This window comes from Micromonospora sp. NPDC047557, assembly GCF_043205095.1.
Classification (GTDB): domain Bacteria; phylum Actinomycetota; class Actinomycetes; order Mycobacteriales; family Micromonosporaceae; genus Micromonospora.
The window spans coordinates 372,771-393,128 of the sequence record NZ_JBIDDK010000001.1 but is presented as its reverse complement, the minus strand read 5'-3'; the positions used below and the strand labels follow the sequence as shown (position 1 = coordinate 393,128).

Genomic DNA, 20,358 nt, shown 5'->3' with positions numbered 1-20,358 from the left:
GGCATGACCGAGCACCTCTCCGCCGCTCCGACCGGCAAGCCGACGTCGTACTCGCGCGTCACCCTCAGCAAGATCATGACCGCGGTGGACGTGAACCTCTACGGAACCGTCCACGGCGGGGTCCTGATGAAGTTCGTCGACGACGTGGCGGGCGCCGCCGCCGCCCGGCACAGCGGCGGGACGGCGGTCACCGCGGCGATCGACGAGATCGTCTTCTCCGAGGCCGTCCGGGTCGGTGACCTGGTGCACGCGCACGCCCAGGTGAACTGGACCGGGCAGACGTCGATGGAGGTGGGCGTGCGGGTGGTCGCCGAGCGGTGGGACTCGGCCGAGGACGCGCCGGTGCGGGTGGCCACGGCGTACCTGGTCTTCGTCGGGGTGGACGTCGGCGGTGCGCCGCGCATGGTCCGTCCGGTGCTGCCGGAGACGCCGGAGGACGAGCGCCGGTACCGGGAGGCCGAGATCCGGCGTGCACACCGCCTGGCCCGCCGCCGGGCCATCCAGGCGCACCGGGCGGGCTGAACCACATGGGTGGGTGGGCGGAGGTGTGGGCCGGGCACGCGTCGATCGGCGTACCCGGTGCGCAGAATGGCGCTTCGAGGTAGGGCAAGATGGCGCCACGGCCCATTCACAGTGTCGTGCGGGGCCAGGGGAGGGTGGAGCAGTGGGTGACGTGCTGTGGACGCCGCCGGCCGACGTGCTGGAGCGGTCTCGGATCGGCGACTACCTGCGCTGGCTGCGCGAGCACCGCGGGCTGGACTTCGCCGACTACGACGCGCTGTGGCGGTGGTCGGTCACCGACCTGGACGCGTTCTGGCGCTCGATCTGGGACCACTTCGAGGTGATCGCGCACACCCCGCCGACAGCCACCCTGGCCGAGCGGGGGATGCCCGGGGCCCGTTGGTTCCCGGGCGCCACCCTCAACTACGCCGAGAACGTGCTGCGGATGCCGGGCCGCGCCGACGACGACCCCGTGGTCATCGCGCACGGCCAGACCCGGGGGCCGGTCACCCTCACCGCCGGGGAGCTGCGCGAGCAGGTCCGCCGGGTGTCGGCCGGTCTGCGCCGGCTCGGCGTCACCGCCGGGGACCGGGTGGCGGCGTACGCCCCCAACATCCCCGAGACGTACGTCCTGCTGCTGGCCACCGCCAGCCTGGGGGCCATCTTCTCGTCCTGCGCGCCCGAGTTCGGCACGCGCAGCGTCACCGACCGCTGGCAGCAGATCGAGCCGACCGTGCTGGTCGCCGTGGACGGCTACCGCTACGGCGACAAGCCGGTGGACCGCCGCGCCGAGGTTGCCGCGATCCGGGCGGCCCTGCCGTCGCTGCGCCACACCGTGAGCATCGGCTACCTCGACCCGACGGGCCCTGCCCCCGAGGGCGCGCTGAGCTGGGCCGAGTTGGCCGCGCCCACCGACGAGCCGTCGACGTTCACGCCGGTGCCCTTCGACCACCCGCTGTACGTGCTCTACTCCTCGGGTACCACCGGCCTGCCGAAGCCGATCGTGCACGGCCACGGCGGCATCCTGCTGGAACACCTGAAGATGCTCGCCCTGCACCACGACCTCGGCCCGTCCGACCGCTTCTTCTGGTTCACCACCACCGGCTGGATGATGTGGAACTTCCTGGTCTCCGGGCCGGCGGTGGGCGCGGCCATCGTGCTCTTCGACGGCAACCCGGGGGTCCGGGCGGAGCCCGGCCGGCCGGCCGAGCCCGACCTCGGCGCGCTGTGGCGGCTGGCGGCCGAGACCAACACCACGTACTTCGGCACCTCGGCGCCGTTCCTGCTGGCCTGCCGCAAGGCCGGCCTGGTGCCCCGCGAGGTCGCCGACCTGTCCGCGCTGCGCGGCGTCGGTTCCACCGGCGCGCCGCTGCCCGCCGAGGGCTTTCACTGGGTGTACGAGACCGTCGGCGACCAGGTGCAGCTCCAGTCGCTGTCGGGCGGCACCGACGTGTGCACGGGCTTCGTCGGCGGGGTGCCGCTGCTGCCGGTGTACGCCGGTGAGATCGCCTGCCGCGCGTTGGGCGCCAAGGTGGAGGCCCGCTCGGCCGACGGCACCCCGGTGATCGGCGAGCTGGGCGAGCTGGTGATCACCGAGCCGATGCCGAGCATGCCGGTGGGCTTTTGGAACGACCCGGACGGCACCCGTTACGCCGAGGCGTACTTCTCCGTCTACCCGGGCGTGTGGCGGCACGGTGACTGGATCACCATCAACTCCCGGGGCGGCTGCGTGATCACCGGGCGCTCCGACGCCACCCTCAACCGTGGTGGGGTCCGGCTCGGCACCGCCGAGTTCTACTCGGTGGTCGAGGGCCTCGACGAGGTCGTCGACTCGGTCGTGGTGCATTTGGAGGACGACGAGGGTGGCGCCGGTGAGCTGCTGCTCTTCGTGGTGCTGGCCGACGGGCTGACGCTGGACGACGCGCTGCGCAAGAAGATCTGCCGCGAGCTGCGGACCGCCCTCTCACCCCGGCACGTGCCCGACGAGATCCACCAGGTACGCGCCGTGCCCCGCACCCTCTCGGCGAAGAAGCTGGAGGTGCCGGTCAAGAAGATCCTCACCGGCACCCCGGTCGACCAGGCCGCGGCCAAGGGCGCGCTGGTGAACCCGGAGTCGCTTACCGCGTTCGCCGCCCTGGCCCAACGCCGCCCTGCGAACAGGACGCCCGCCTGAAAGGTGGCCGCGCGGCGACTCGTCCCCGCGCAACAGTCCGGGCCGCTTTCTGTTGCGCCGGTTGAAGCAGAGCAAAAGGACGGGCGCGTACCCACCGGCCCTCGGCGGTGCCGGGGCGCCACGGGGTGCCGGCGGGTGGGTCAGGGGAGGGTGTGGGTGACCTTTTCGCTGGTCAGCCGGGTGGCCAGGCGGGCCGGGTCCGGGTTGGCGCACAGGACGATCGTCGCGGCCCGGGTGAGCGGCGCGAGCAGCCAGTCGACCGGGTCGGGGTAGCGGTCGGCGTCGACGAGGACCCGCGCGCCGGGCTCGATGCCCAGCTCGTCGGCGCGGGCCTCGGCGCGGGCCAGCAGGTGCGCGTCGGCGGGGCCGGGACCGGACGGCGGGGTGAAGTGGTCGCCGTGCCCGCGTACCTCGACCACGTAGTCGGCGAAGCCGGGCGGCACCTGCCGCAGCGGGACGGCGAGCGGGGCGAGGCCCAGGGCGTACCGCTCGTCGGCGGGCCAGGACTGTGCTTCGTCGAGCCGGTCGGCGGCGGCGAAGAGCACGTCCACCGCGCCCGGTGTGTCGACGACGGTCACCTTGGCCGACCAGCAGCCCAGCAGGACGGCGGCGGTCTGCCAGTGCGGGGGGAGCAGCACGCCGGCCGGTGTGCCCGGCGCGAGGCCGACCTCGTCGACGAGGAGGTTGGCGGTCTTCGACACCCAGTTCGCCAGGGTCACGCCGGAAAGTTCGGTCCGGTCGCCGGTGGAGTCGTCGTACCAGGTCAGCAGCGGTCGGGTCGGGTCGGTCGCGATCGCGTCGGCGAACACCCGGGCAATGTTGTCGGCCATCGGCGCGAACGATACGCCTCCGCCGCCCGTACTCGATGACGATGACAAGTCGGCGTACCGTCGGGTCGCAGTCAGCGTCGGCCCCGTACTCCGGCGTAGGCTTTACCCCCGGAGTGTTGTTCCCCACAGACCCACCCTCAAGGAGTCGCCCCGTGACCGCCGGTCGCCCGCCCCGCGTGCTCATCGACGCCACGAGTGTCCCCGCCGACCGTGGTGGTGTCGGTCGATACGTCGACGGTCTGCTCGGTGCCCTCGGCAAGGTGTGCGGGTCGGGGGTGGAGTTGGCCGTGGTGAGCCTCCGCACCGACCTGGAGCGTTACACCCGGATGCTGCCCGGCGCGGAGATCATCCCCGCTCCGGCCGCCGTGGCGCACCGCCCGGCCCGGCTCGCCTGGGAGCAGACCGGCCTGCCGCTGCTCGCCCAGCAGGTCGGCGCGCACGTGCTGCACTCGCCCTTCTACACCTGCCCGCTGCGGGCCGGGTGCCCCGTCACGGTCACCGTGCACGACGCGACGTTCTTCACCGAGCCGGAGCACTACGACAAGTCCCGCCGCACGTTCTTCCGCAGCGCCATCAAGACCTCGATGCGCCGCGCCAACCGGGTGATCGTGCCCAGCAAGGCCACCCGCGACGAGCTGATCCGGCTGCTCGACGCCGACCCGACCCGCATCGACGTGGCCTACCACGGTGTCGACCACGACGCCTTCCACGCGCCCAGCGAGGAGGAGAAGGCCCGCGTGCGCGCCCGGTTGGGGCTGGGCAACAGCACGTACGTGGCCTTCCTCGGCGCCAAGGAGCCGCGCAAGAACGTGCCCAACCTGATCCGCGGCTGGGCCCGCGCGGTGGCCGACCGGGTCGACCCGCCGGCCCTGGTGATCGCCGGCGGGCAGGGGCACGACGACGACATCGACCGGGCGGTGGCCGAGGTCCCGTCCCACCTGCGGCTGCTGCGCCCCGGCTACCTGCGCTACGCCGACCTGCCCGGCTTCCTCGGTGGCGCGCTGGTCGCCGCCTACCCGTCGTACGGCGAGGGTTTCGGCCTTCCGATCCTGGAGGCGATGGCGTGCGCCGCCCCGGTGCTGACCACCCCCCGGCTGTCGCTGCCGGAGGTGGGCGGCGACGCGGTCGCGTACACCTCGGAGGACCCGGGCCAGATCGCCACCGATCTGGCGGCCCTGCTCGACGACGAGCAGCGCCGGTTGTCGCTGGCGAAGGCGGGCTTCGACCGGGCCAAGGAGTTCACCTGGGAATCCAGCGCCGAGGTGCACATCGCCGCCTGGAGTCGCGCCCGGTCGTGACCCTTCGGGCCTCTCGTGGTGACCCGTGCCACTGCGGGCGGATGCGTCGGGCATGATGTGCGGATGCTTTATGCGGTCATCCCGGCAGGTGGCAGCGGCACAAGGTTGTGGCCGTTGTCCCGCGCCGGCCACCCCAAGTTCCTCCACCCGCTGACCGGTACCAGCGCCTCGCTGCTCCAGGCGACCGTGGAGCGGCTCGCGCCGCTGACCACACCGGATCGGACCCTCGTGGTCACCGGTGCCGCGCACGTCGCGGCGGTCGCCCGGCAGCTGACCGGGCTGCCGGAGGAGAACATCCTGGTCGAGCCGTCCCCCCGGGACTCCTGCGCGGCGATCGCGCTGGCCGCGGCGGTGATCGCGCAGCGTGACCCGGACGCGGTCATGGGTAGCTTCGCGGCCGACCACCTGATCCGCGACCCGGACAGCTGGGTGCGCACGGTGCAGGAGGCGGTCCGGGGGGCCGAGCAGGGCATGCTGATGACGGTCGGGATCACCCCGACCCGGCCGGAGACCGGCTACGGCTACCTGGAGACCGGCGACGAGACCGAGGGCACGCCGTGGCGCCAGGTGGCCGAGTTCAAGGAGAAGCCGGCCGCCGAGGTCGCCGAGGCGTACGTCCGCTCGGGCCGGCACCTGTGGAACGCGAGCATGTTCGTCTGGCGGGTGGACGTGTTCCTCGCCGAGTTGGCCCGCCAGCAGCCGGCGCTGCACGCGGGGGTCACCGCGATCGCCGCCGCCTGGGGCACCCCTGAGCAGGACGACGTGCTCGGCACGGTCTGGCCGACGCTGCCGAAGATCTCCGTCGACTACGCGGTGATGGAGGGCGCGGCCACCGCAGGTCGGGTCGCCACCGTGCCGGGCGATTTCGGCTGGAACGACGTCGGTGACTTCCACACCCTGGGTGACGTGCTGCCCGCCGACGACGCGGGCAACGTGGTGCTCGGCACCGACGCCAAGCCGGGCGTGCTCCTGCGGGACACCGCCAATCTGGTGGTGGTGCCGCAATCGGGCCGGTTGGTGGCGGTCCTCGGTGTGCGCGACCTGATCGTGGTGGACACTCCGGACGCGGTGCTGGTCTGCCCGCGCGACCGGGCCCAGGACGTCAAGCTCCTCGTCGACGAGCTGAAGGAGCGGGGCGAAGAGGGCTACGTCTGAGGGCCGCGAGGGCCGGCTCGACCAGTTGCGCCGTCCCGCCCGCCAACGGCTCGGGCAGCCGGTCCGGCGGGAACCATCCCAGCTCCTCGGACTCGTCGCTGACCTGCTCGACGGCGCCGGGCGGGGCGACCACGGCGAACCGGACGTCGTAGTGGCGCGACCCGCCCTGGCAGAGCACCTCGTGCACGTCGATGTCGATCGGCGCCGGGTCGATGCGCAGGCCGTCGATGCCCGACTCCTCGGTGGCCTCGCGCAGCGCGGCGCCGACGAGGGTCTGGTCGACCGGCTCGCAGTGCCCGCCGAGCTGCACCCAGCGGCCGAACTTGGCGTGCAGACACAGCAGCACCCGTGCGCCGGTCGGGTCCAGCACCAGCGCGCTCGCGGTGACATGGCCGGGGCGGTGCTGCCGGGTCATCGCCACCGGTCCGGCGGCGAGCAGCGTGAGGGTCCGGTCCCGCGCGTCGGCCGCCGCCGGGCTGGTCGGCTGCCAGCCCTCCAGCAGCGCGACGGCGTCGGCGTGCAGCGTCGCGTACGACGCGGGATCGGTGGGGTCGACGGCGGGTCCGGTGAGCGCGGTGTCAGGCACCCTGTCACTGTACGAGCGCGCCCTCCGTACCCTGGCGCGGTGACCCTGCGACTCGTCGAATTCGTGGTGGCCGGCAACGAGGCCAGCGATCTGCTGCCGGTGCGATCGTCCGCGCTGCTGCGGTCGTACGGTGCTCGGCGGGGTTTCTGGACCGTGCTGGACGAGGGCCCGGTGGAGCGCTGCCTGGCCCTGCTGCTGGAGTTGGACGACGGTGAGTGGACGGCCCGGCACGTCACGGCGGACGCCGGGGTCGAGAACGGCCGGACCGAGGACGGTGAGGCCCTCGCCCACCACGACGGCTGGGTGTACGTCTTCGGCTCGCACTTCGGCTCGAAGGCCGGCCCGCTGCGCCCCCGTCGGGCGTTCGTGGCCCGGTTCCGCGAGGACGACGCGGCGGCCGCCACGCTGCCGGTGCACGTGGTGCGCAATCGGTTCCGGCTGCACCGCGCGGTGAACGACGCCCTCGCCGCGTCGCCGCTGACCCTGCTGCCGCCGGGGAAGCGGGTGCGTGACCGCTTCATCGTGGAGACCCTCGCCCGGGGGACCAGCCGGGCGAAGAGTTGGGTGAGTCGCCTGGCCCCGGACGACCTGCCGGTGAACGTGGAGGCCGCGGCCTTCACCCCGTCCGGCACGGCGCTGCTCGGGTTGCGTTTTCCGGTCACCGAGGCCGGGGAGCCGGTCCTGGTGGAGGTGTCCGGCGTGCCGGGCATGTTCGCCGCGGAGCCGGTGTGGCCCCGGGCGCTGGGGGCGTACGCGGTGACCGGGGTGACCCCGCAGGGCGAGCTGACCGGCTTCCGGGCGATCGCGCCGACGCCGGACGGCGGATACGCGGCCGTGATCGGTTCGATCGACGCGCTGGGCAAGGGGTCGGTGCTGCTCGACGACCATCCGGGCGGGGGCGCTGCCACGTCCCGGCACGTGCGGTTCCGGTTCCCGGCGGGGCGGACGGGCGACGCGTGCCGGCTCGTCGGCGAGGAGATGGCCGACCTGGCGCCGTTCCATCACGTCGAGGGTCTGGCCGAGCTGGACGGTCGGCCGTTCTACGTCACGGACGAGGACCATCGGGTCGCGCTCTGGGTCGGCTGAGCGGGGCAGGCGCACTGCGTCGGCGGGATGACCGGACGGCACCTCTGCGGAGCAAGGGCCGCAGACCCTCGTGGTGCCGCCCGATCACCGGTCCCTCCCCGGTCCCCGGTGCCCCGACACCGCTCACGTCTATGACGTGTCGGTGCCGTGCTCGGGCACTGGAAGCATGCCTAACCTGCCCCGGGGACGTCGAGGTTTTTCAGTCCAGGCTTAAAGATGGAGATTACTGCCGGCCGGGTAGAGTCGAACGGTCGCTCGGCATCCCTCTGTCGGCGACACGGGAGCGCTCCATGCTGAAGATCCACTTTTCCGGCGAGGACATTCTCCGGACCCGGGTGGCGCCGGCGGCCGACCCGGTCTGGGAGCTGGTCCTCAGCCTGCACGTGTTGCAGGGCCGCAACCGCGATCCGTTGACGTCGACATGGCGGCGCACCGTGACCCGTGGGCTGCGCCAGGACGTGGCTTCCGACCAGCTCCGACTGCTCTTCGCACTGAACCCGCCGCGCGGCTACTTCCCCGACTTCCTCACCCCGTACGCCAGCGTCGAGGGTTTCGAGGCGGGGCTGGAAGCGGTGCGCAGCACACCGAGCCCGCTGCTCCAGCGGGATATGACCCTGCTGGCCGCCGAGAACCAGCTGCCGACCTCGGCCGCCGCGCTGGCCCGCGGTGACGTGGCGACACTGCGCCACCTCGCCGATTCCATGGAGCAGTACAGGTCGCTGGCGATCGGCCCGTACTGGAGCCGGATCCAGTCGGCGGTGGCGGCGGACCGCACCCGCCGCGCGCGGGCTCTGCTCGACGGCGGCGTCGAAGGGTTGTTGGCCAGTCTCCGCCCGCGCATGCGCTGGGACAGCGGGGTGCTCGAGGTTCGCGACTACCCGCACAGCCGGGAGCTGCACCTGGACGGTCGAGGGCTGCTGTTGGTGCCGTCGTTCTTCTGCGCGGACACCCCGGTCGCCCTGCTCGACCCGGCGCTGCCGCCGGTGCTGGTCTATCCGGTGGACCGGCTGGGCGGGCTCGCCGGGACCGACGGCGACGCGTTGGCCGTGTCGAGTGCCGGCCGCGACTCGCTGGCCGCACTGCTCGGCCGGACCAGGGCGGCGGTGCTGGAGGCCAGCCACGACGGCTGCACCACGGGCGAGGTGGCCCGCCGGCTCAACATCTCACCGGCGGCGGCCAGTCAGCACGCCACGGTGCTGCGCAACGCCGGCCTGCTCGTCAGTCACCGCGACCGCAACACGGTGCTGCACACGCTGACCCCGCTGGGCCGGGCCATGCTGGACGCGTGACGCGGCGAGGCGTGACCGGGGTTTTCCGCGCTCAGGCTTCCGCAGTCGCCGTCGCCGACTGAGGACCGCCGGCAGGTTCCAGTCCGAGCAGCCCGGCGAGTCCACCAGCCGCCGTGGCCAGAACCGGTGGCTGGGGGCGGCGGGTGACCAGGAAGAGGGTGAATCGCGCGGGCACCGGTGCCACCGTGACCCGTTCGTCAGGTGCCGCGTAGGCGATCGCGAGCCCGCGCGGCAGGACAGCCGGGCAGCCGAGCAGCCGGGCCATCCGTACCGCGGTCTCGCCGGTCGCCGCCGGGTGGGGCCGGGCGCCCAGTTCCGACAACCGCCGGTGCAGAGCGTCGGCGGACGGGTCGTAGGTGTGCGCCACGACGTCGAGGCCGGCCAGCGGCCGGCGGCCGGCGGCGAGCCGCAACCCCGGTGGGGTGAGCACTGCCAGCCGGTCGGTGGCCACGGGGGACGCGGTCGCCGTCGCGGGCAGCCGAAGCTGGTCGGCGATGGTGACGAACGCGGCGTCGAGGGAGCCCTCGCCGACCCACTCCACCAGGCGGTCGCCGTGGTCGGTGACCTGGTGCACTGTGACGTCCCGGAGCAACCTGGCGAGTGCGGGGAACAGCCATGCGGCCAGGCTGGGGAAGGTGCCCACGCGCAGCACCTCACCTCGGGCAGCGGCGCGCGTCCGGTCGAAGACCGCCTCCAGGTGATCGAGGACGTGGGCCGCCTCCATGGCCAGCGCCCGCCCGGCCGGGGTCGGTCGCGCCCCGGTGGTGTCCCGGTCGAAGAGGCGCTCGCCGATCCGCCGCTCCAGGGCCGCGAGCCGGTTGCTCGCGGCCGGCTGGCTGATCCGCAATTCTCGGCCGGCCGCCCCGATCGACCCGTGCCGCGAAAGCGCTTCCACGAGCCGTAGGTCATCAACAGAGGGCACCGACTTCATATGCCCAGGTTATGAGCGGCAGTGCCGATTCGCCACCTACCAGGGGATCCGGTGGGGCTTCAGGATCGAAGCCGTGAACACCCGTCGAGATGTCTCCGCCATGCTGGCCGCCACCTTCGTCACCTGGATGGGGCAGCGCGCCACGGCTGTCGCGCTGCCTCTCGTCGCTCTCACCGAGACCGGCTCGGCCTGGACCACCGGCCTGGCTGGCGGCGCGATCGCGCTGCCCGTGCTCACCTCGGCCTGGTGGGGGCGCAGCCTGCGGCAGCGGTTGACCAACGGGCGGTCCCTCGCCGCAGTGCTCGCGTTCCAGGTGCTCGGCCTGCTCGTCGTTCCGGTAGCCGCGGTGCTGGGCACGATCGGCCCACTCCACCTCGTCGCCGCCGGCCTGGTCACCGGTGGCGCCACGGCGCTGGGCGGGCCGGGACAACGCGCACTGCTCGCCGACCTCTGCGACGACGCGGGGCCCGAGATGGCGGCACGGATGCTGGCCTGGCAGGACCTCGTCCACCGAAGCACCATGATCCTGGCGCCGCCACTGGCTGGCGCGGTACTTGCCGTCGGCGGCCCGCTCCCCCTGCTGTGGGCGGAGGCGGCGAGCGTCACCCTGGGCGCGGCTCTGCTGCTGACCGTCCGCGGCACCGCATCCACCCCGGTGTGCGAGGCCGCCTCCACTGGGCCCGCGCTACGGCACGTGCTGGCCCGGCACCCGGAGATACGCCGTGTCGTGGTCATGGCCGGCGTCGGCGGTCTCACCTGGTTCGCCTTCACACTCGGGCTGGCCATCCTCGGCGCCGAGACCGCCCGCCCCGGCTTGCTCGTCTCGGCCGGCATGACCGGCTACGGCGCGGGCTCGCTGGCCGGCGCCGTGGTCGCGTCGACGCTCGCGCCCCGGCTGGCGCCGCTGGCCGCCACCGCCACCGGCTGGATCCTGCTCGGCGCCACCTTCGTCGCCCTGCCCAGCGCCACGTCGTCGCTCGCCCTCGTCGCGGCCCTGGCCGCGCTGGGCGGCTTCGCCATGCCGATCGGCATCGCCGCGACCAACCGCCTGATCACCGCCCGGACCCAGGGCGCACACCGGCGTGCGGCCTTCGCCGCCGAGAGCCTCGTCCACGACGGCGCCGCCTCGGTCGGCCTGCTCACCGGCGGCGCGGTCATCGGCCTGGTCGGCGTCGGTCCCACCCTGGCCGTCACCGGTGTCGCCCAGATCGCCGCCGGACTCATCGCCGGTCCCTGGCTGTTTCCGGTCCACGAACGGAACACCCGGGACCGCTTCGCCACGAACGCCACCGACAGCCACGACCGGATGGCACGACGATGACCGTCGGCAGCGACGGGCCATCCGCCAACCGCCGTTACACCCAAACCACCGAGAGGTACGCGATGACTGCTCTGCCCGATCTGCGCTCCATCCGTGGCCGGGTCCTGCTGCCCGGCGAACCTGACTTCGACAAGGCTCGCCGTCCGTGGAACCTGGCGGTGCGGCAACCGGTCGCGGCCGTGGTCGAGGCCGCCGACGCCGACGACGTCGCCGGACTCGTCCACCAGGCTCGCGCGGCCGGACTCGGCATCACCGTCCAGCCCAACGGACACGGGGCGACCGGTCGCACCGACGGGACGATCCTGCTGCGCACCGCGAGGCTGGACGGTATCGAGATCGATCCCGTCGCCCGCCGGGCCCGTGTCGGGGCCGGCGTATCGTCCGGCCGGATGCAGGCCGCCGCCGCTGCGTACGGCCTCACCGGGCTGCCCGGCAGCTCCCCAGTGGTCAGTGTGGCCGGTGTCGCTCTCGGCGGCGGGCTGAGCTGGTTCGGCCGCGCCCACGGCTGGGTCGCCGACAGCGTCACCGCCTTCGACATCGTCGACACCGACGGTCGGCGGCGACACGTCACGGCCGACGACGACGCCGACCTGTTCTGGGCACTGCGCGGCGGCGGTGGAGACTTCGCCATCGTCACCGCGCTGGAGACGACACTGCATCCCGCGCCGCACCTCTACGGTGGACGGGTCCTGTGGAGCGTGGCGCACGCCGCCGAGGTCGTCGACGCGTACCGACTGATCACCGCGTCGGCGCCGGACGAGCTGACCCTCTGGCTGGAACTGCTGCACTTTCCCGGTGCCGAACCGATGGTCGCCATCGACGTCACCCACCTGGGGACCGAGGGCGACGGCGAGGACCTGCTCGGCCCTCTGCGTGAGCTACCCGAGCCGATCTCCGACAGCAGGCGCATGATGTCGGTCTCCGAACTCGGGACCATCACCGCCGAACCCACCGATCCGGGGCCGGGGCTGTCCCGCGGCGAGTTGCTGACCGCGCTGGACGACGCCGCAGCCGCGACGCTGCTCGCCGAACCCATCGCCCCGTTGCTCAGTGTGCAGATCCGGCATCTGGGCGGCGCGTTCGCCCGCCCCTCGGACAGCCCGCACGGCCCGCTGACCGAGCCGTACGCGCTCTACCAGTTCGGCATCCCGACGACTCCCGAAACCGCCGACGCGGTGGCCGCCCGGCAGCGCACCCTTGCCCATGCCCTGCCCATCAGCGGCCGCAAGCCACTGACCTTCCTGAACCCCGGTGAGACGGTCGGGGATGTCTTCACCCCCGCCACCCTCGCCCGGCTCCGCCACGTCAAGCTGCGCCACGACCCGGACAACACCTTCCGCAGCAACTTCCCCGTCCTCCCCTGACGGGGAAGACACGGCTGCCGCGCCCTTCCTACAACGCGAGCGCGGCGCTGGCCGGGCTGCCGGCCGGCGGAGGCAGCAGCGTCGACCGGACACCCTCGGCGGTCAGGGCGACGCGCAGCCGGTGCAGGTCGGCGCCGAAGCGGACCAGGTCCATCGGGTCGACCGGCGCCGGCGCGGTGCCGAGCACCAGCGCGCTGGCGTCGGCCGGCCAGCCCGGCACCTCGGCGACCAGGCCGGCGCGTACCTCCGCCTCGTCGACGAGGGTGAAGACCGTGCCGGGGGTGACCACCTCGGCGACCGCGTCGAGTGCCCGTCGCACCGCGGCCGGGTCGGCGGGCTCGGGGCCGATCGCCTCGGCGAGGGTCGCGGCCTCGGCCAGCCCGGCCGCCCGAGCCTCGGCGGTCCCCAGCGAGAACAGGTCCTGCGCGGCATCACGGATGAGCGCCCGCGCGCCGTCGGAGTCGTCCGCGCGGGTGGCCGGGAGGTAGCCGCGCACCACGGCCACGGGGACCTGGTCACACTTGCCCTTGATCAACTCGCCGGCGCCCGCCAGCTCGTCCACCACCGCCATCTGGGTCAGGTGCAGCTCGTTGCCGTACGGGTCCACCTCGCCCCGATGGTCGCGGATGGCCGGCATCCCGGCCACCCCGAGCGCCACGTCGGTCAGCCCGTTGCGCCAGGGCCGGCCCATGGTGTCGCTGATGATCACGGCGACATCCAGGTCGTACCGTTCCCGGAGCGCGGCGCGCAGCTCCCGGGCCGACGCGTCCGGATCCACCGGCAACAGCACCAGTCGGGTCTTGTCGACGTTCGACGCGTCGATCCCGGCGGAGGCCATCACGAAGCCGTGGTGGGTCTGCACGATCCGGGTCGGGCCCCGGCTGGCCACCACCCGGGCGGTCTCGCCGGCCAGCACCTCCTCGCGCGCGGCGAGCCGCTCCGGCCCGTCCGCCGGGACGTCGACCAGCCGCCCCTCCGCCTTGGAGACGATCTTGCTGGTCACCACCAGCACGTCGCCGTCGCGCAGCCACGGCGCGGCGGTGGCGATCAGCGCCGCCAGGTCGTCACCCTCGGTCACATGGCCGATGCCCAGCACCGGCAGGATCTCCAGCCTCACGTCAACTCCACCGCGGCGCGGACCATCGCCGCCGTCGCCGCCTCGTCGGTCATCCGCAGCGGCATCGCGCGGACCGTCACCTCCGGCACCAGCGTGTCGGCGTCCTCCTCGTCCACCAGCCAGCCGTCCAGCAGCCCACCCGCCGCTCGAGGGCCGTAGAGCCGGCCCACCCCGGCCGCGCTGCACTCGACCCCGAGCACGGCGAGACAGCGGTCGGCCATTCCCCGGACCGGGGCGCCGCCGATGATCGGCGAGACACCCACCACCGGCGCCGGACCGTCGGTCACCGCCTCGCGCATCCCCGGTACGGCCAGCACCGGCGCGATGCTCACCACCGGGTTGCTCGGCGCGATCAACACCAGGTCGGCCTCGGCGATCGCCTCCCGCACCCCGGGTGCCGGCTTCGCCGTCTCCGCGCCGACGAAGACGAAACGGTGGGTGGGGATGTCGGCCCGGTACCGCACCCACCACTCCTGGAAGTGGATCGCCCGCTGGCCCTCGTCACCGTCGACGACCGCGTGGGTCTCCAGCCGGTCGTCGGTCGCCGGCAGCAGGCGTACGCCGGGCTGCCACCGGGTCGACAGCGCCTCGGTGACCGCGCTCAGCGGGTAGCCGCCGTTGAGCATGGTGCTGCGCACCAGGTGGGTGGCGATGTCCTTGTCGCCGAGGCCGAACCAGGTCGGCTCCGCCCCGTACGCGGCCAGCTCCTCCTTGACCGTCCAGCTCTCGCCGACCCGGCCCCAGCCCCGCTCGGGGTCGGCGCCGCCGCCGAGCGTGTACATGACGCTGTCCAGGTCGGGACAGATCTTCAACCCGTGCAGCCACAGGTCGTCGCCGACGTTGACCACGGCGGTCACCTCGGCGCCGACCTCGCGGGCGTACGCCCGGACGCCGAGCAGGAACCGGGCGCCACCGATGCCGCCGGCCAGAACCACGATGTGCATGTCGACCATCCTCGCGTACGCGACGCCTCCGGTCCGCCGGTGCCCGGGGAGACTAGGCTCACGTGCGCCCTGTCCAGTCCATGCCCCGAGGGGGAGTTCGTGACCAGCCCCGCCGAGCCCGCGTCCGCCGACGCGACGCAGGCCCGCCAGCTGACCAAGCCACTGCGCGAACTGGGTGCGCTCGCCCTGCTCGGCGCCAACGCCGTGTTCCTCTTCGTGGGGCTGCTCCGGCTGATCAGTCCCGCCGACTACACCGACTTCACCGGCCGGGCGGGCAGTTCCTTCTTCTCGTTCATCGGGGTGGAGTCGGTGGCGCTGCCGCTGCTGGCCGTCCTGCTGGCCACCCATATCGCGCCGGTGCTGCCGAAGGCGAAGCTGATCACGCAGGTGGCGCTTGGCGAGTACGCGGTCAGCGCGGTGCTCGGCACCCTCACCATGCTGATCTGGACGGTGGGCCGACTCGCCGAGGCCGAGATCCTCGACGCGTTGCTCGGCGTCCTCACCCGGTTCGCCTGGCTGGTGGTCTTCGCGGTGGCCGCCTGGGTGGTCTTCACGATCTGGCGGGCGTTCTACTACGTGCCCAAGCCGAAGCCGCAGCCGGGCGTCTACGGCCAGCCGCAGCCGGGTTGGCCGCAGCAGCAGGGCGGTTGGCCGGCTCCGGGTCAGCCCGGTGGCCAGCCGCAGGGCGGATGGCCCGCTCCCGGCCAGCCGGGTGGATACCCGCAGGCCGGCCAGCCGGGCGGTTACCCGCCGGCGCAGTTCCCCGGCCAGTACGGCCAGCCGTCCCCGCCGTTCCAGGCCCCGCAGTCCGCGCCGCCGCACCCGCAGTCCGCGCCGCCGTTCCAGGCCGCCCCGCAGTCCGCGCCGCCGTTCCCGCAGTCAGCGCCCTCGGCCAACCCCGCCCCGCAGTCGGCGCCGCCCGCGCCGCCGTTCGGGCAGCCGCCGTCGGCCGACCCGACCCAGACGATCCCGCGCCAGTCCGCCGAGCCGGCCTCCGCCGACCCCACCCAGGCGATCCCGCGCCCGGCCGGCCCCGACGCCGACCGCACCCAACACATCAACCCGGGCGAGCACCCCGACCAGCCCCGCTGAGCCGTCAGTCCTCCGGGCCGGTGATGTTCGGGTCCTCCTTTGCTCTGCTTCAACCGAGGCAACGCCCGGCGTCCGGATATCGGACGCGCGGTGTTGCGTAGGTTGAAGCAGAGCAAAGGACCTGCGGGGGGTGCCCGCCCGCCCACCGACGCATCAAGTGATCATGGGGTGCGGTTTCCCACGCTGCGGGCCGGGTCTGGTGGGTCGGGCCCGCGCTGCGCATAGGCTGAGCGGATGGTTGATCGCACCCACTCCGGTCCGAGCGAGGCGAGCGTGCGGCGGGCCCTGGGCCGGGCCGCGACCGGGCGCGCGCTGGACGTCGACGAGGCGACCGCGCTGCTCGCCGCCCGTGGCGACGCGCTCGACGAGCTGCTCCGCACGGCCGGTGGGATCCGCGACGCCGGGTTGCGTGATGCCGGGCGGCCGGGCGTGGTCACGTACTCGAAGAAGGTCTTCATTCCGCTGACCCGGCTCTGCCGGGACCGTTGCCACTACTGCACCTTCGCCACGGTGCCGCACCGGCTGCCGGCGCCGTTCCTGGACCGTGACGAGGTGCTGGCCATCGCCCGGGAGGGCGCCGCGCAGGGCTGCAAGGAGGCCCTGTTCACCCTCGGTGACCGGCCAGAGGAGCGCTGGCCGGCGGCCCGGAGCTGGCTCGACGAGCGCGGCTACGACTCCACGTTGGACTACCTGCGTGCCTGCGCGGTGGCCGTACTGGAGGAGACGGGTCTGCTGCCGCACCTCAACCCGGGCGTGCTGTCCTGGTCGGAGCTGCAACGGCTCAAGCCGGTCGCCCCGAGCATGGGCATGATGCTGGAGACCACCGCGACCCGCCTGTGGTCCGAGCCGGGCGGCCCGCACTACGGCTCGCCGGACAAGGAGCCCGCGGTCCGGCTGCGGGTGCTCGAGGACGCGGGGCGGGTCGGGGTGCCGTTCACCACAGGCATCCTCATCGGCATCGGGGAGACCCCGGCCGAGCGGGTGGACGCGCTGTTCGCGATCCGCCGCGCGCACCGGGAGTACGGCCACCTCCAGGAGGTGATCGTGCAGAACTTCCGCGCCAAGCCGGACACGGCGATGCGCGGCATGCCCGACGCGGAACTGCACGACCTGGCCGCCACGGTGGCGGTGGCCCGACTGCTGCTCGGCCCGAAGGCCCGCATCCAGGCCCCGCCGAACCTCATCGCCGGCGAGTACGACCTGCTGCTGCGCGCCGGCATCGACGACTGGGGCGGCGTCTCCCCGCTCACCCCGGACCACGTCAACCCGGAACGCCCGTGGCCGCAGATCGAGGAGTTGGCCCGGCACACCGAGTTGGCCGGGTTCACGCTGCGGGAGCGGTTGACCATCTACCCGGAGTACGTGCGCGCCGGTGACCCGTGGCTCGACCCGCGGCTGCTGCCGCACGTGAACGCCCTCGCCGACCCGGCGACCGGCATGGCGGTCGAGTCGGCTCTTCCGCAGGGGCGCCCCTGGCAGGAGCCGGAGGAGACGTTCGGCGGGCGCACCGACCTGCACGCCACCATCGACACCACCGGCCGCACCGACGACCGGCGCGGCGACTTCGACAGCGTCTACGGCGACTGGTCCGAGGTCGCCGGCAAGGTCACCCCCGAGGCGGCGGCGCGGCGAGCGGGCGTACCCCCGGCGCCGGCCGGCAGCGGTGCGGACCGTGACCTGGCGGCCGGGCTGCGGCTGGCGGCCGGCGACCCGGCGGCCCTGCTCGATCCCCTGCACACCGACGCGGCGCTGGCGCTGTTCGCGGCGGACGGGCCGGCGCTGGATGAGCTGTGCCGGCTCGCCGACGACGTACGCCGCGACGCGGTCGGCGACGACGTCACCTACGTGGTCAACCGCAACATCAACTTCAGCAACGTCTGCTACGTGGGCTGCCGGTTCTGCGCGTTTGCCCAGCGTGAGCGGGACGCCGACGCGTACCGGCTCTCCGTCGACCAGGTCGCCGACCGGGCCGAGCAGGCGTGGGCGGCCGGTGCCAGCGAGGTGTGCCTCCAGGGCGGCATCGACCCGAAGATGCCGGTCACCGGGTACGCCGACATCGTCCGCGCGATCAAGGCCCGCGTGCCGGAGATGCACGTGCACGCGTTCTCCCCCATGGAGATCGTCACCGCCGCCGCGAAGGCGGGCGTGCCGGTGCGCGAATGGCTCACCCAGCTGCGCGAGGCAGGGCTGGACACCATCCCGGGCACCGCCGCCGAGATCCTCGACGACGACGTGCGCTGGGTGCTCACCAAGGGCAAACTGCCGGCCGCCGCCTGGGTCGATGTCGTCAGCACGGCCCACGAGCTGGGCATCCGGTCCAGCTCCACCATGATGTACGGCCACGTCGACCACCCCGGGCAGTGGCTGGCGCACTTTAGGGTGCTGGCCGGCGTTCAGGACCGCACCGGCGGGTTCACCGAGTTCGTGGCGCTGCCGTTCGTGCACACCAACGCGCCGATCTACCTGGCCGGCATCGCCCGCCCGGGGCCGACCTGGCGGGAGAACCGGGTGGTGCACGCCATGTCCCGGCTGCTGCTGCACGGCCGAATCGACAACATCCAGTGTTCCTGGGTCAAGCTCGGCGACGAGGGCACCGTGGCGATGCTCCAGGGTGGCTGCAACGACCTGGGCGGCACGCTGATGGAGGAGACCATCTCCCGGATGGCCGGCTCCGGCAACGGGTCGGCGCGTACCGAGGAGCAGTTGCGGGCCATCGCGAAGGCCGCCGGTCGTCCGGCGCGCAAGCGTTCGACTGCGTACGGTCACGCTCCGCGCTGAAGTCGAACCTTTTCCCGCCGTCGGCCGTACCAAGCGGTGCCGGCGGCGGTCGCGGCGAGGACCGCCGCCGGTGTTCCCTCAGGGGCCCGGCGGCGTCACCTCGACGGCACCGGACCCGTCCGTCACCGCGGGCGCGTCACGCGCCGCCGCCGGAAAGGTTGCCCATGACCACTGATCAGCGGAAGCGGCCCTGGCCGCGACTGACCCGCCGGCAGACGTTGACCGCCGCGGCCAGCGCCACCCTCGGCGCCGCCGCACTCACCGTGCCGGGTCTGTCGGCCGCGCAGAACGCGCCGGGCGCGGCAGGTCGGGACGACGAACCGATCGTCGTGCACCTGCGCGACGCCGCGTCCGGAACGATGGACGTCTTCGTCGGTGAATCCCGGATCGAGGTACGCGACCGCGGCCTGGCGGACCGACTGCGGCGCGCAGCCCGGCGCTGACCCGCACGCTCCGCCCCGCCATCAGTCCCCGCCCAGTGAGGTTGGTCCGCCATGTCTTCCCACCGCGAGGCTCCGGAGATTGCCAAGGATCCGGTCGCCGACAGCTCCGACCTTTACGCGTTCGTCAGCCCCGACAAGCCCGACACGGTCACGTTGATCGCCAACTACGTGCCCTTGCAGCTCCCGTCCGGGGGGCCGAACTTCTTCGAGTTCGGCGACGACGTGCGCTACGAGATCCACATCGACAACGACGGTGACGGCCAGCCCGACGTCACCTACCGGTTCGAGTTCACCACCGAGATCACCAACCCGAACAGCTTCCTCTACAACACCGGGCCGATCGACTCCCTGGACAGCAAGAACTGGAACCGCCGGCAGTTCTACAGCCTTACCCGGGTGACCGACGGCCGGGAGCACCGGCTCGCGCACAAGCTGCCCTGCCCGCCGTGCAACGTCGGCCCGCTGTCCACCCCGAAGTACGCCGACCTCGTCCGGCAGGCCACCTACACCCTGTCGACGGGGGAGCGGGTCTTCGCCGGGCAGCGCGCCGACGGCTTCTTCGTCGACCTGGGGGCGATCTTCGACCTCGGCACGCTGCGGCCGTTCCAGCAGCTGCACGTCGCCGGGAAGAAGATCTTCAAGGCCGAGGGGGAGCCGGTCAACGCCACCGACCGGATGAACGTGCACAGCCTCGCCGTGCAGGTGCCGCTGAAGCAGGTACGCCGTCGCGCCAGCCGGTACGGCGCAGCCGACCCGGCGTCGGTGCTCGGTGTGTGGACCTCGGCGTCGCGCCGGCAGGTCCGGGTGCTCGGCGACCGGGTCGCGCAGGACACCTCCACCGGCCCGTTCACCCAGGTCTCCCGGCTGGGCAATCCGCTGTTCAACGAGGTCATCGTGCCGATGTCCAAGAAGGATCTGTGGAACTCGCTGCCACCGTCGGAGGACAAGCGGTTCGCGCAGTTCGTCGAGCGGCCCGAGTTGGCGGCGCTGCTGCCGGCCCTCTATCCGGACGTCTTTCCCAACCTGGACAAGCTCAACAAGTCGAAGAAGGCCCGGGCCGACCTGGTGGCGATCCTGCTCACCGGCGTACCGGCCGGGCTGATCGACGGCTTCACCAACGCCACCGGCGACGTGCAGGCCGACATGCTGCGGCTGAACACGGCGATCGCGCCCACCAAACAGCCGGACCGGTTCGGGGTGCTCGGCGGCGACCTGGCCGGCTTCCCGAACGGGCGGCGGGTCGGCGACGACGTGGTCAGCATCGCGCTGCGGGCGATCGCCGGGGTGACCGTCCCGCTTGTCGACAAGACGTTCCGCCCGGATGCGGCGGCCGCCGCGGTCACCCCCGGGTTGAGCGCCGCCGACGTGACGGCCCCGTTCCTCGCGAACTTCCCCTACCTCGGTACGCCGTACGACGGGTTCAACAACCCGCCGGCGTCGTCCTGATCTT

17 protein-coding genes are annotated in these 20,358 nt (G+C 73.1%); 12 read left to right on the top strand and 5 right to left on the bottom strand.

What is annotated here, in order from left to right; genetic code table 11:
• Positions 1-3 precede the first annotated feature (3 nt).
• Entirely contained in the window at positions 4-522 is a 519-nt protein-coding gene (locus tag ACGGAQ_RS01750; protein ID WP_328423667.1) for a hotdog domain-containing protein, read from the top strand.
• A gap of 142 nt (positions 523-664) precedes the next feature.
• Positions 665-2,674: an acetoacetate--CoA ligase gene (locus ACGGAQ_RS01745; RefSeq protein WP_393043664.1), complete on the top strand. Its 2,010-nt coding sequence runs from the start codon at positions 665-667 to the stop codon at positions 2,672-2,674.
• A gap of 140 nt (positions 2,675-2,814) precedes the next feature.
• Here ACGGAQ_RS01745 and ACGGAQ_RS01740 read toward each other — a convergent pair whose 3' ends face one another.
• The gene (locus tag ACGGAQ_RS01740) at positions 2,815-3,504 is read right to left on the bottom strand and encodes a TIGR03089 family protein (protein ID WP_393043662.1); all 690 of its coding nucleotides are present in this window, start codon (positions 3,502-3,504) and stop codon (positions 2,815-2,817) included.
• Between the two features lie 152 nt (positions 3,505-3,656).
• Between ACGGAQ_RS01740 and ACGGAQ_RS01735 the strand changes: the two genes are divergently transcribed.
• Both ACGGAQ_RS01735 and ACGGAQ_RS01730 read left to right on the top strand, forming a co-directional pair.
• Positions 3,657-4,802: a glycosyltransferase family 1 protein gene (locus ACGGAQ_RS01735; protein ID WP_354854230.1), complete on the top strand. Its 1,146-nt coding sequence runs from the start codon at positions 3,657-3,659 to the stop codon at positions 4,800-4,802.
• A 63-nt stretch (positions 4,803-4,865) separates the two neighbouring features.
• Complete coding sequence (locus ACGGAQ_RS01730; protein WP_393043660.1) at positions 4,866-5,957, top strand: mannose-1-phosphate guanylyltransferase; 1,092 nt, start codon at positions 4,866-4,868, stop codon at positions 5,955-5,957.
• Here the strand turns inward: ACGGAQ_RS01730 and ACGGAQ_RS01725 are convergent.
• Positions 5,905-6,480: an NUDIX hydrolase gene (locus ACGGAQ_RS01725; protein ID WP_393045611.1), complete on the bottom strand. Its 576-nt coding sequence runs from the start codon at positions 6,478-6,480 to the stop codon at positions 5,905-5,907. The genes ACGGAQ_RS01730 and ACGGAQ_RS01725 overlap by 53 nt on opposite strands.
• Positions 6,481-6,582: 102 nt before the next feature.
• Here ACGGAQ_RS01725 and ACGGAQ_RS01720 point away from each other — a divergent pair, with 102 nt between their 5' ends.
• Positions 6,583-7,629: a hypothetical protein gene (locus ACGGAQ_RS01720; RefSeq protein ID WP_393043658.1), complete on the top strand. Its 1,047-nt coding sequence runs from the start codon at positions 6,583-6,585 to the stop codon at positions 7,627-7,629.
• A gap of 290 nt (positions 7,630-7,919) precedes the next feature.
• Entirely contained in the window at positions 7,920-8,918 is a 999-nt protein-coding gene (locus ACGGAQ_RS01715) for a winged helix-turn-helix domain-containing protein (protein WP_393043656.1), read from the top strand.
• A gap of 31 nt (positions 8,919-8,949) precedes the next feature.
• Here ACGGAQ_RS01715 and ACGGAQ_RS01710 read toward each other — a convergent pair whose 3' ends face one another.
• Complete coding sequence (locus tag ACGGAQ_RS01710; RefSeq protein WP_393043654.1) at positions 8,950-9,849, bottom strand: LysR family transcriptional regulator; 900 nt, start codon at positions 9,847-9,849, stop codon at positions 8,950-8,952.
• Between the two features lie 73 nt (positions 9,850-9,922).
• Here ACGGAQ_RS01710 and ACGGAQ_RS01705 point away from each other — a divergent pair, with 73 nt between their 5' ends.
• Positions 9,923-11,170, top strand: coding sequence for an MFS transporter (locus ACGGAQ_RS01705; RefSeq protein ID WP_393043652.1), 1,248 nt, complete (start codon positions 9,923-9,925; stop codon positions 11,168-11,170).
• Between the two features lie 62 nt (positions 11,171-11,232).
• Entirely contained in the window at positions 11,233-12,534 is a 1,302-nt protein-coding gene (locus ACGGAQ_RS01700; RefSeq protein ID WP_393043650.1) for an FAD-binding oxidoreductase, read from the top strand.
• 28 nt (positions 12,535-12,562) lie between these two features.
• Here ACGGAQ_RS01700 and ACGGAQ_RS01695 read toward each other — a convergent pair whose 3' ends face one another.
• Together ACGGAQ_RS01695 and cofD are read right to left on the bottom strand one after the other, a co-directional pair.
• The gene (locus ACGGAQ_RS01695) at positions 12,563-13,651 is read right to left on the bottom strand and encodes a coenzyme F420-0:L-glutamate ligase (protein WP_393043648.1); all 1,089 of its coding nucleotides are present in this window, start codon (positions 13,649-13,651) and stop codon (positions 12,563-12,565) included.
• Complete coding sequence (gene cofD / locus ACGGAQ_RS01690) at positions 13,648-14,595, bottom strand: 2-phospho-L-lactate transferase (protein ID WP_393043646.1); 948 nt, start codon at positions 14,593-14,595, stop codon at positions 13,648-13,650. Before cofD ends, ACGGAQ_RS01695 begins: the two co-directional genes overlap by 4 nt.
• Positions 14,596-14,694: 99 nt before the next feature.
• On the opposite strand from cofD, the gene ACGGAQ_RS01685 reads away from it, so the two are divergent.
• The 4 genes from ACGGAQ_RS01685 (at position 14,695) to ACGGAQ_RS01670 (ending at position 20,354) form a co-directional block, all read left to right on the top strand.
• The gene (locus ACGGAQ_RS01685; RefSeq protein WP_393043644.1) at positions 14,695-15,687 is read left to right on the top strand and encodes a hypothetical protein; all 993 of its coding nucleotides are present in this window, start codon (positions 14,695-14,697) and stop codon (positions 15,685-15,687) included.
• A 234-nt stretch (positions 15,688-15,921) separates the two neighbouring features.
• Positions 15,922-18,465: a bifunctional FO biosynthesis protein CofGH gene (locus tag ACGGAQ_RS01680; RefSeq protein WP_393043642.1), complete on the top strand. Its 2,544-nt coding sequence runs from the start codon at positions 15,922-15,924 to the stop codon at positions 18,463-18,465.
• Between the two features lie 164 nt (positions 18,466-18,629).
• Positions 18,630-18,908, top strand: coding sequence for a hypothetical protein (locus tag ACGGAQ_RS01675; protein WP_393043640.1), 279 nt, complete (start codon positions 18,630-18,632; stop codon positions 18,906-18,908).
• 51 nt (positions 18,909-18,959) lie between these two features.
• Positions 18,960-20,354, top strand: a complete 1,395-nt coding sequence (locus tag ACGGAQ_RS01670; RefSeq protein ID WP_393043638.1) for a DUF4331 domain-containing protein — start codon at positions 18,960-18,962, stop codon at positions 20,352-20,354.
• The last annotated feature ends 4 nt before the right edge of the window (positions 20,355-20,358 follow it).

Excerpts from the sequence above, each read along its gene's own strand:
- ACGGAQ_RS01750 (WP_328423667.1), top strand. The coding sequence starts at position 4 with ATGACCGAGCACCTCTCCGCCGCTCCGACCGGCAAGCCGACGTCGTAC.
- ACGGAQ_RS01740 (WP_393043662.1), bottom strand. The coding sequence starts at position 3,504 with ATGGCCGACAACATTGCCCGGGTGTTCGCCGACGCGATCGCGACCGAC.
- ACGGAQ_RS01730 (WP_393043660.1), top strand. The coding sequence starts at position 4,866 with ATGCTTTATGCGGTCATCCCGGCAGGTGGCAGCGGCACAAGGTTGTGG.
- ACGGAQ_RS01715 (WP_393043656.1), top strand. The coding sequence starts at position 7,920 with ATGCTGAAGATCCACTTTTCCGGCGAGGACATTCTCCGGACCCGGGTG.
- ACGGAQ_RS01710 (WP_393043654.1), bottom strand. The coding sequence starts at position 9,849 with ATGAAGTCGGTGCCCTCTGTTGATGACCTACGGCTCGTGGAAGCGCTT.
- ACGGAQ_RS01700 (WP_393043650.1), top strand. The coding sequence starts at position 11,233 with ATGACTGCTCTGCCCGATCTGCGCTCCATCCGTGGCCGGGTCCTGCTG.
- cofD (WP_393043646.1), bottom strand. The coding sequence starts at position 14,595 with ATGCACATCGTGGTTCTGGCCGGCGGCATCGGTGGCGCCCGGTTCCTG.
- ACGGAQ_RS01680 (WP_393043642.1), top strand. The coding sequence starts at position 15,922 with ATGGTTGATCGCACCCACTCCGGTCCGAGCGAGGCGAGCGTGCGGCGG.
- ACGGAQ_RS01675 (WP_393043640.1), top strand. The coding sequence starts at position 18,630 with ATGACCACTGATCAGCGGAAGCGGCCCTGGCCGCGACTGACCCGCCGG.
- ACGGAQ_RS01670 (WP_393043638.1), top strand. The coding sequence starts at position 18,960 with ATGTCTTCCCACCGCGAGGCTCCGGAGATTGCCAAGGATCCGGTCGCC.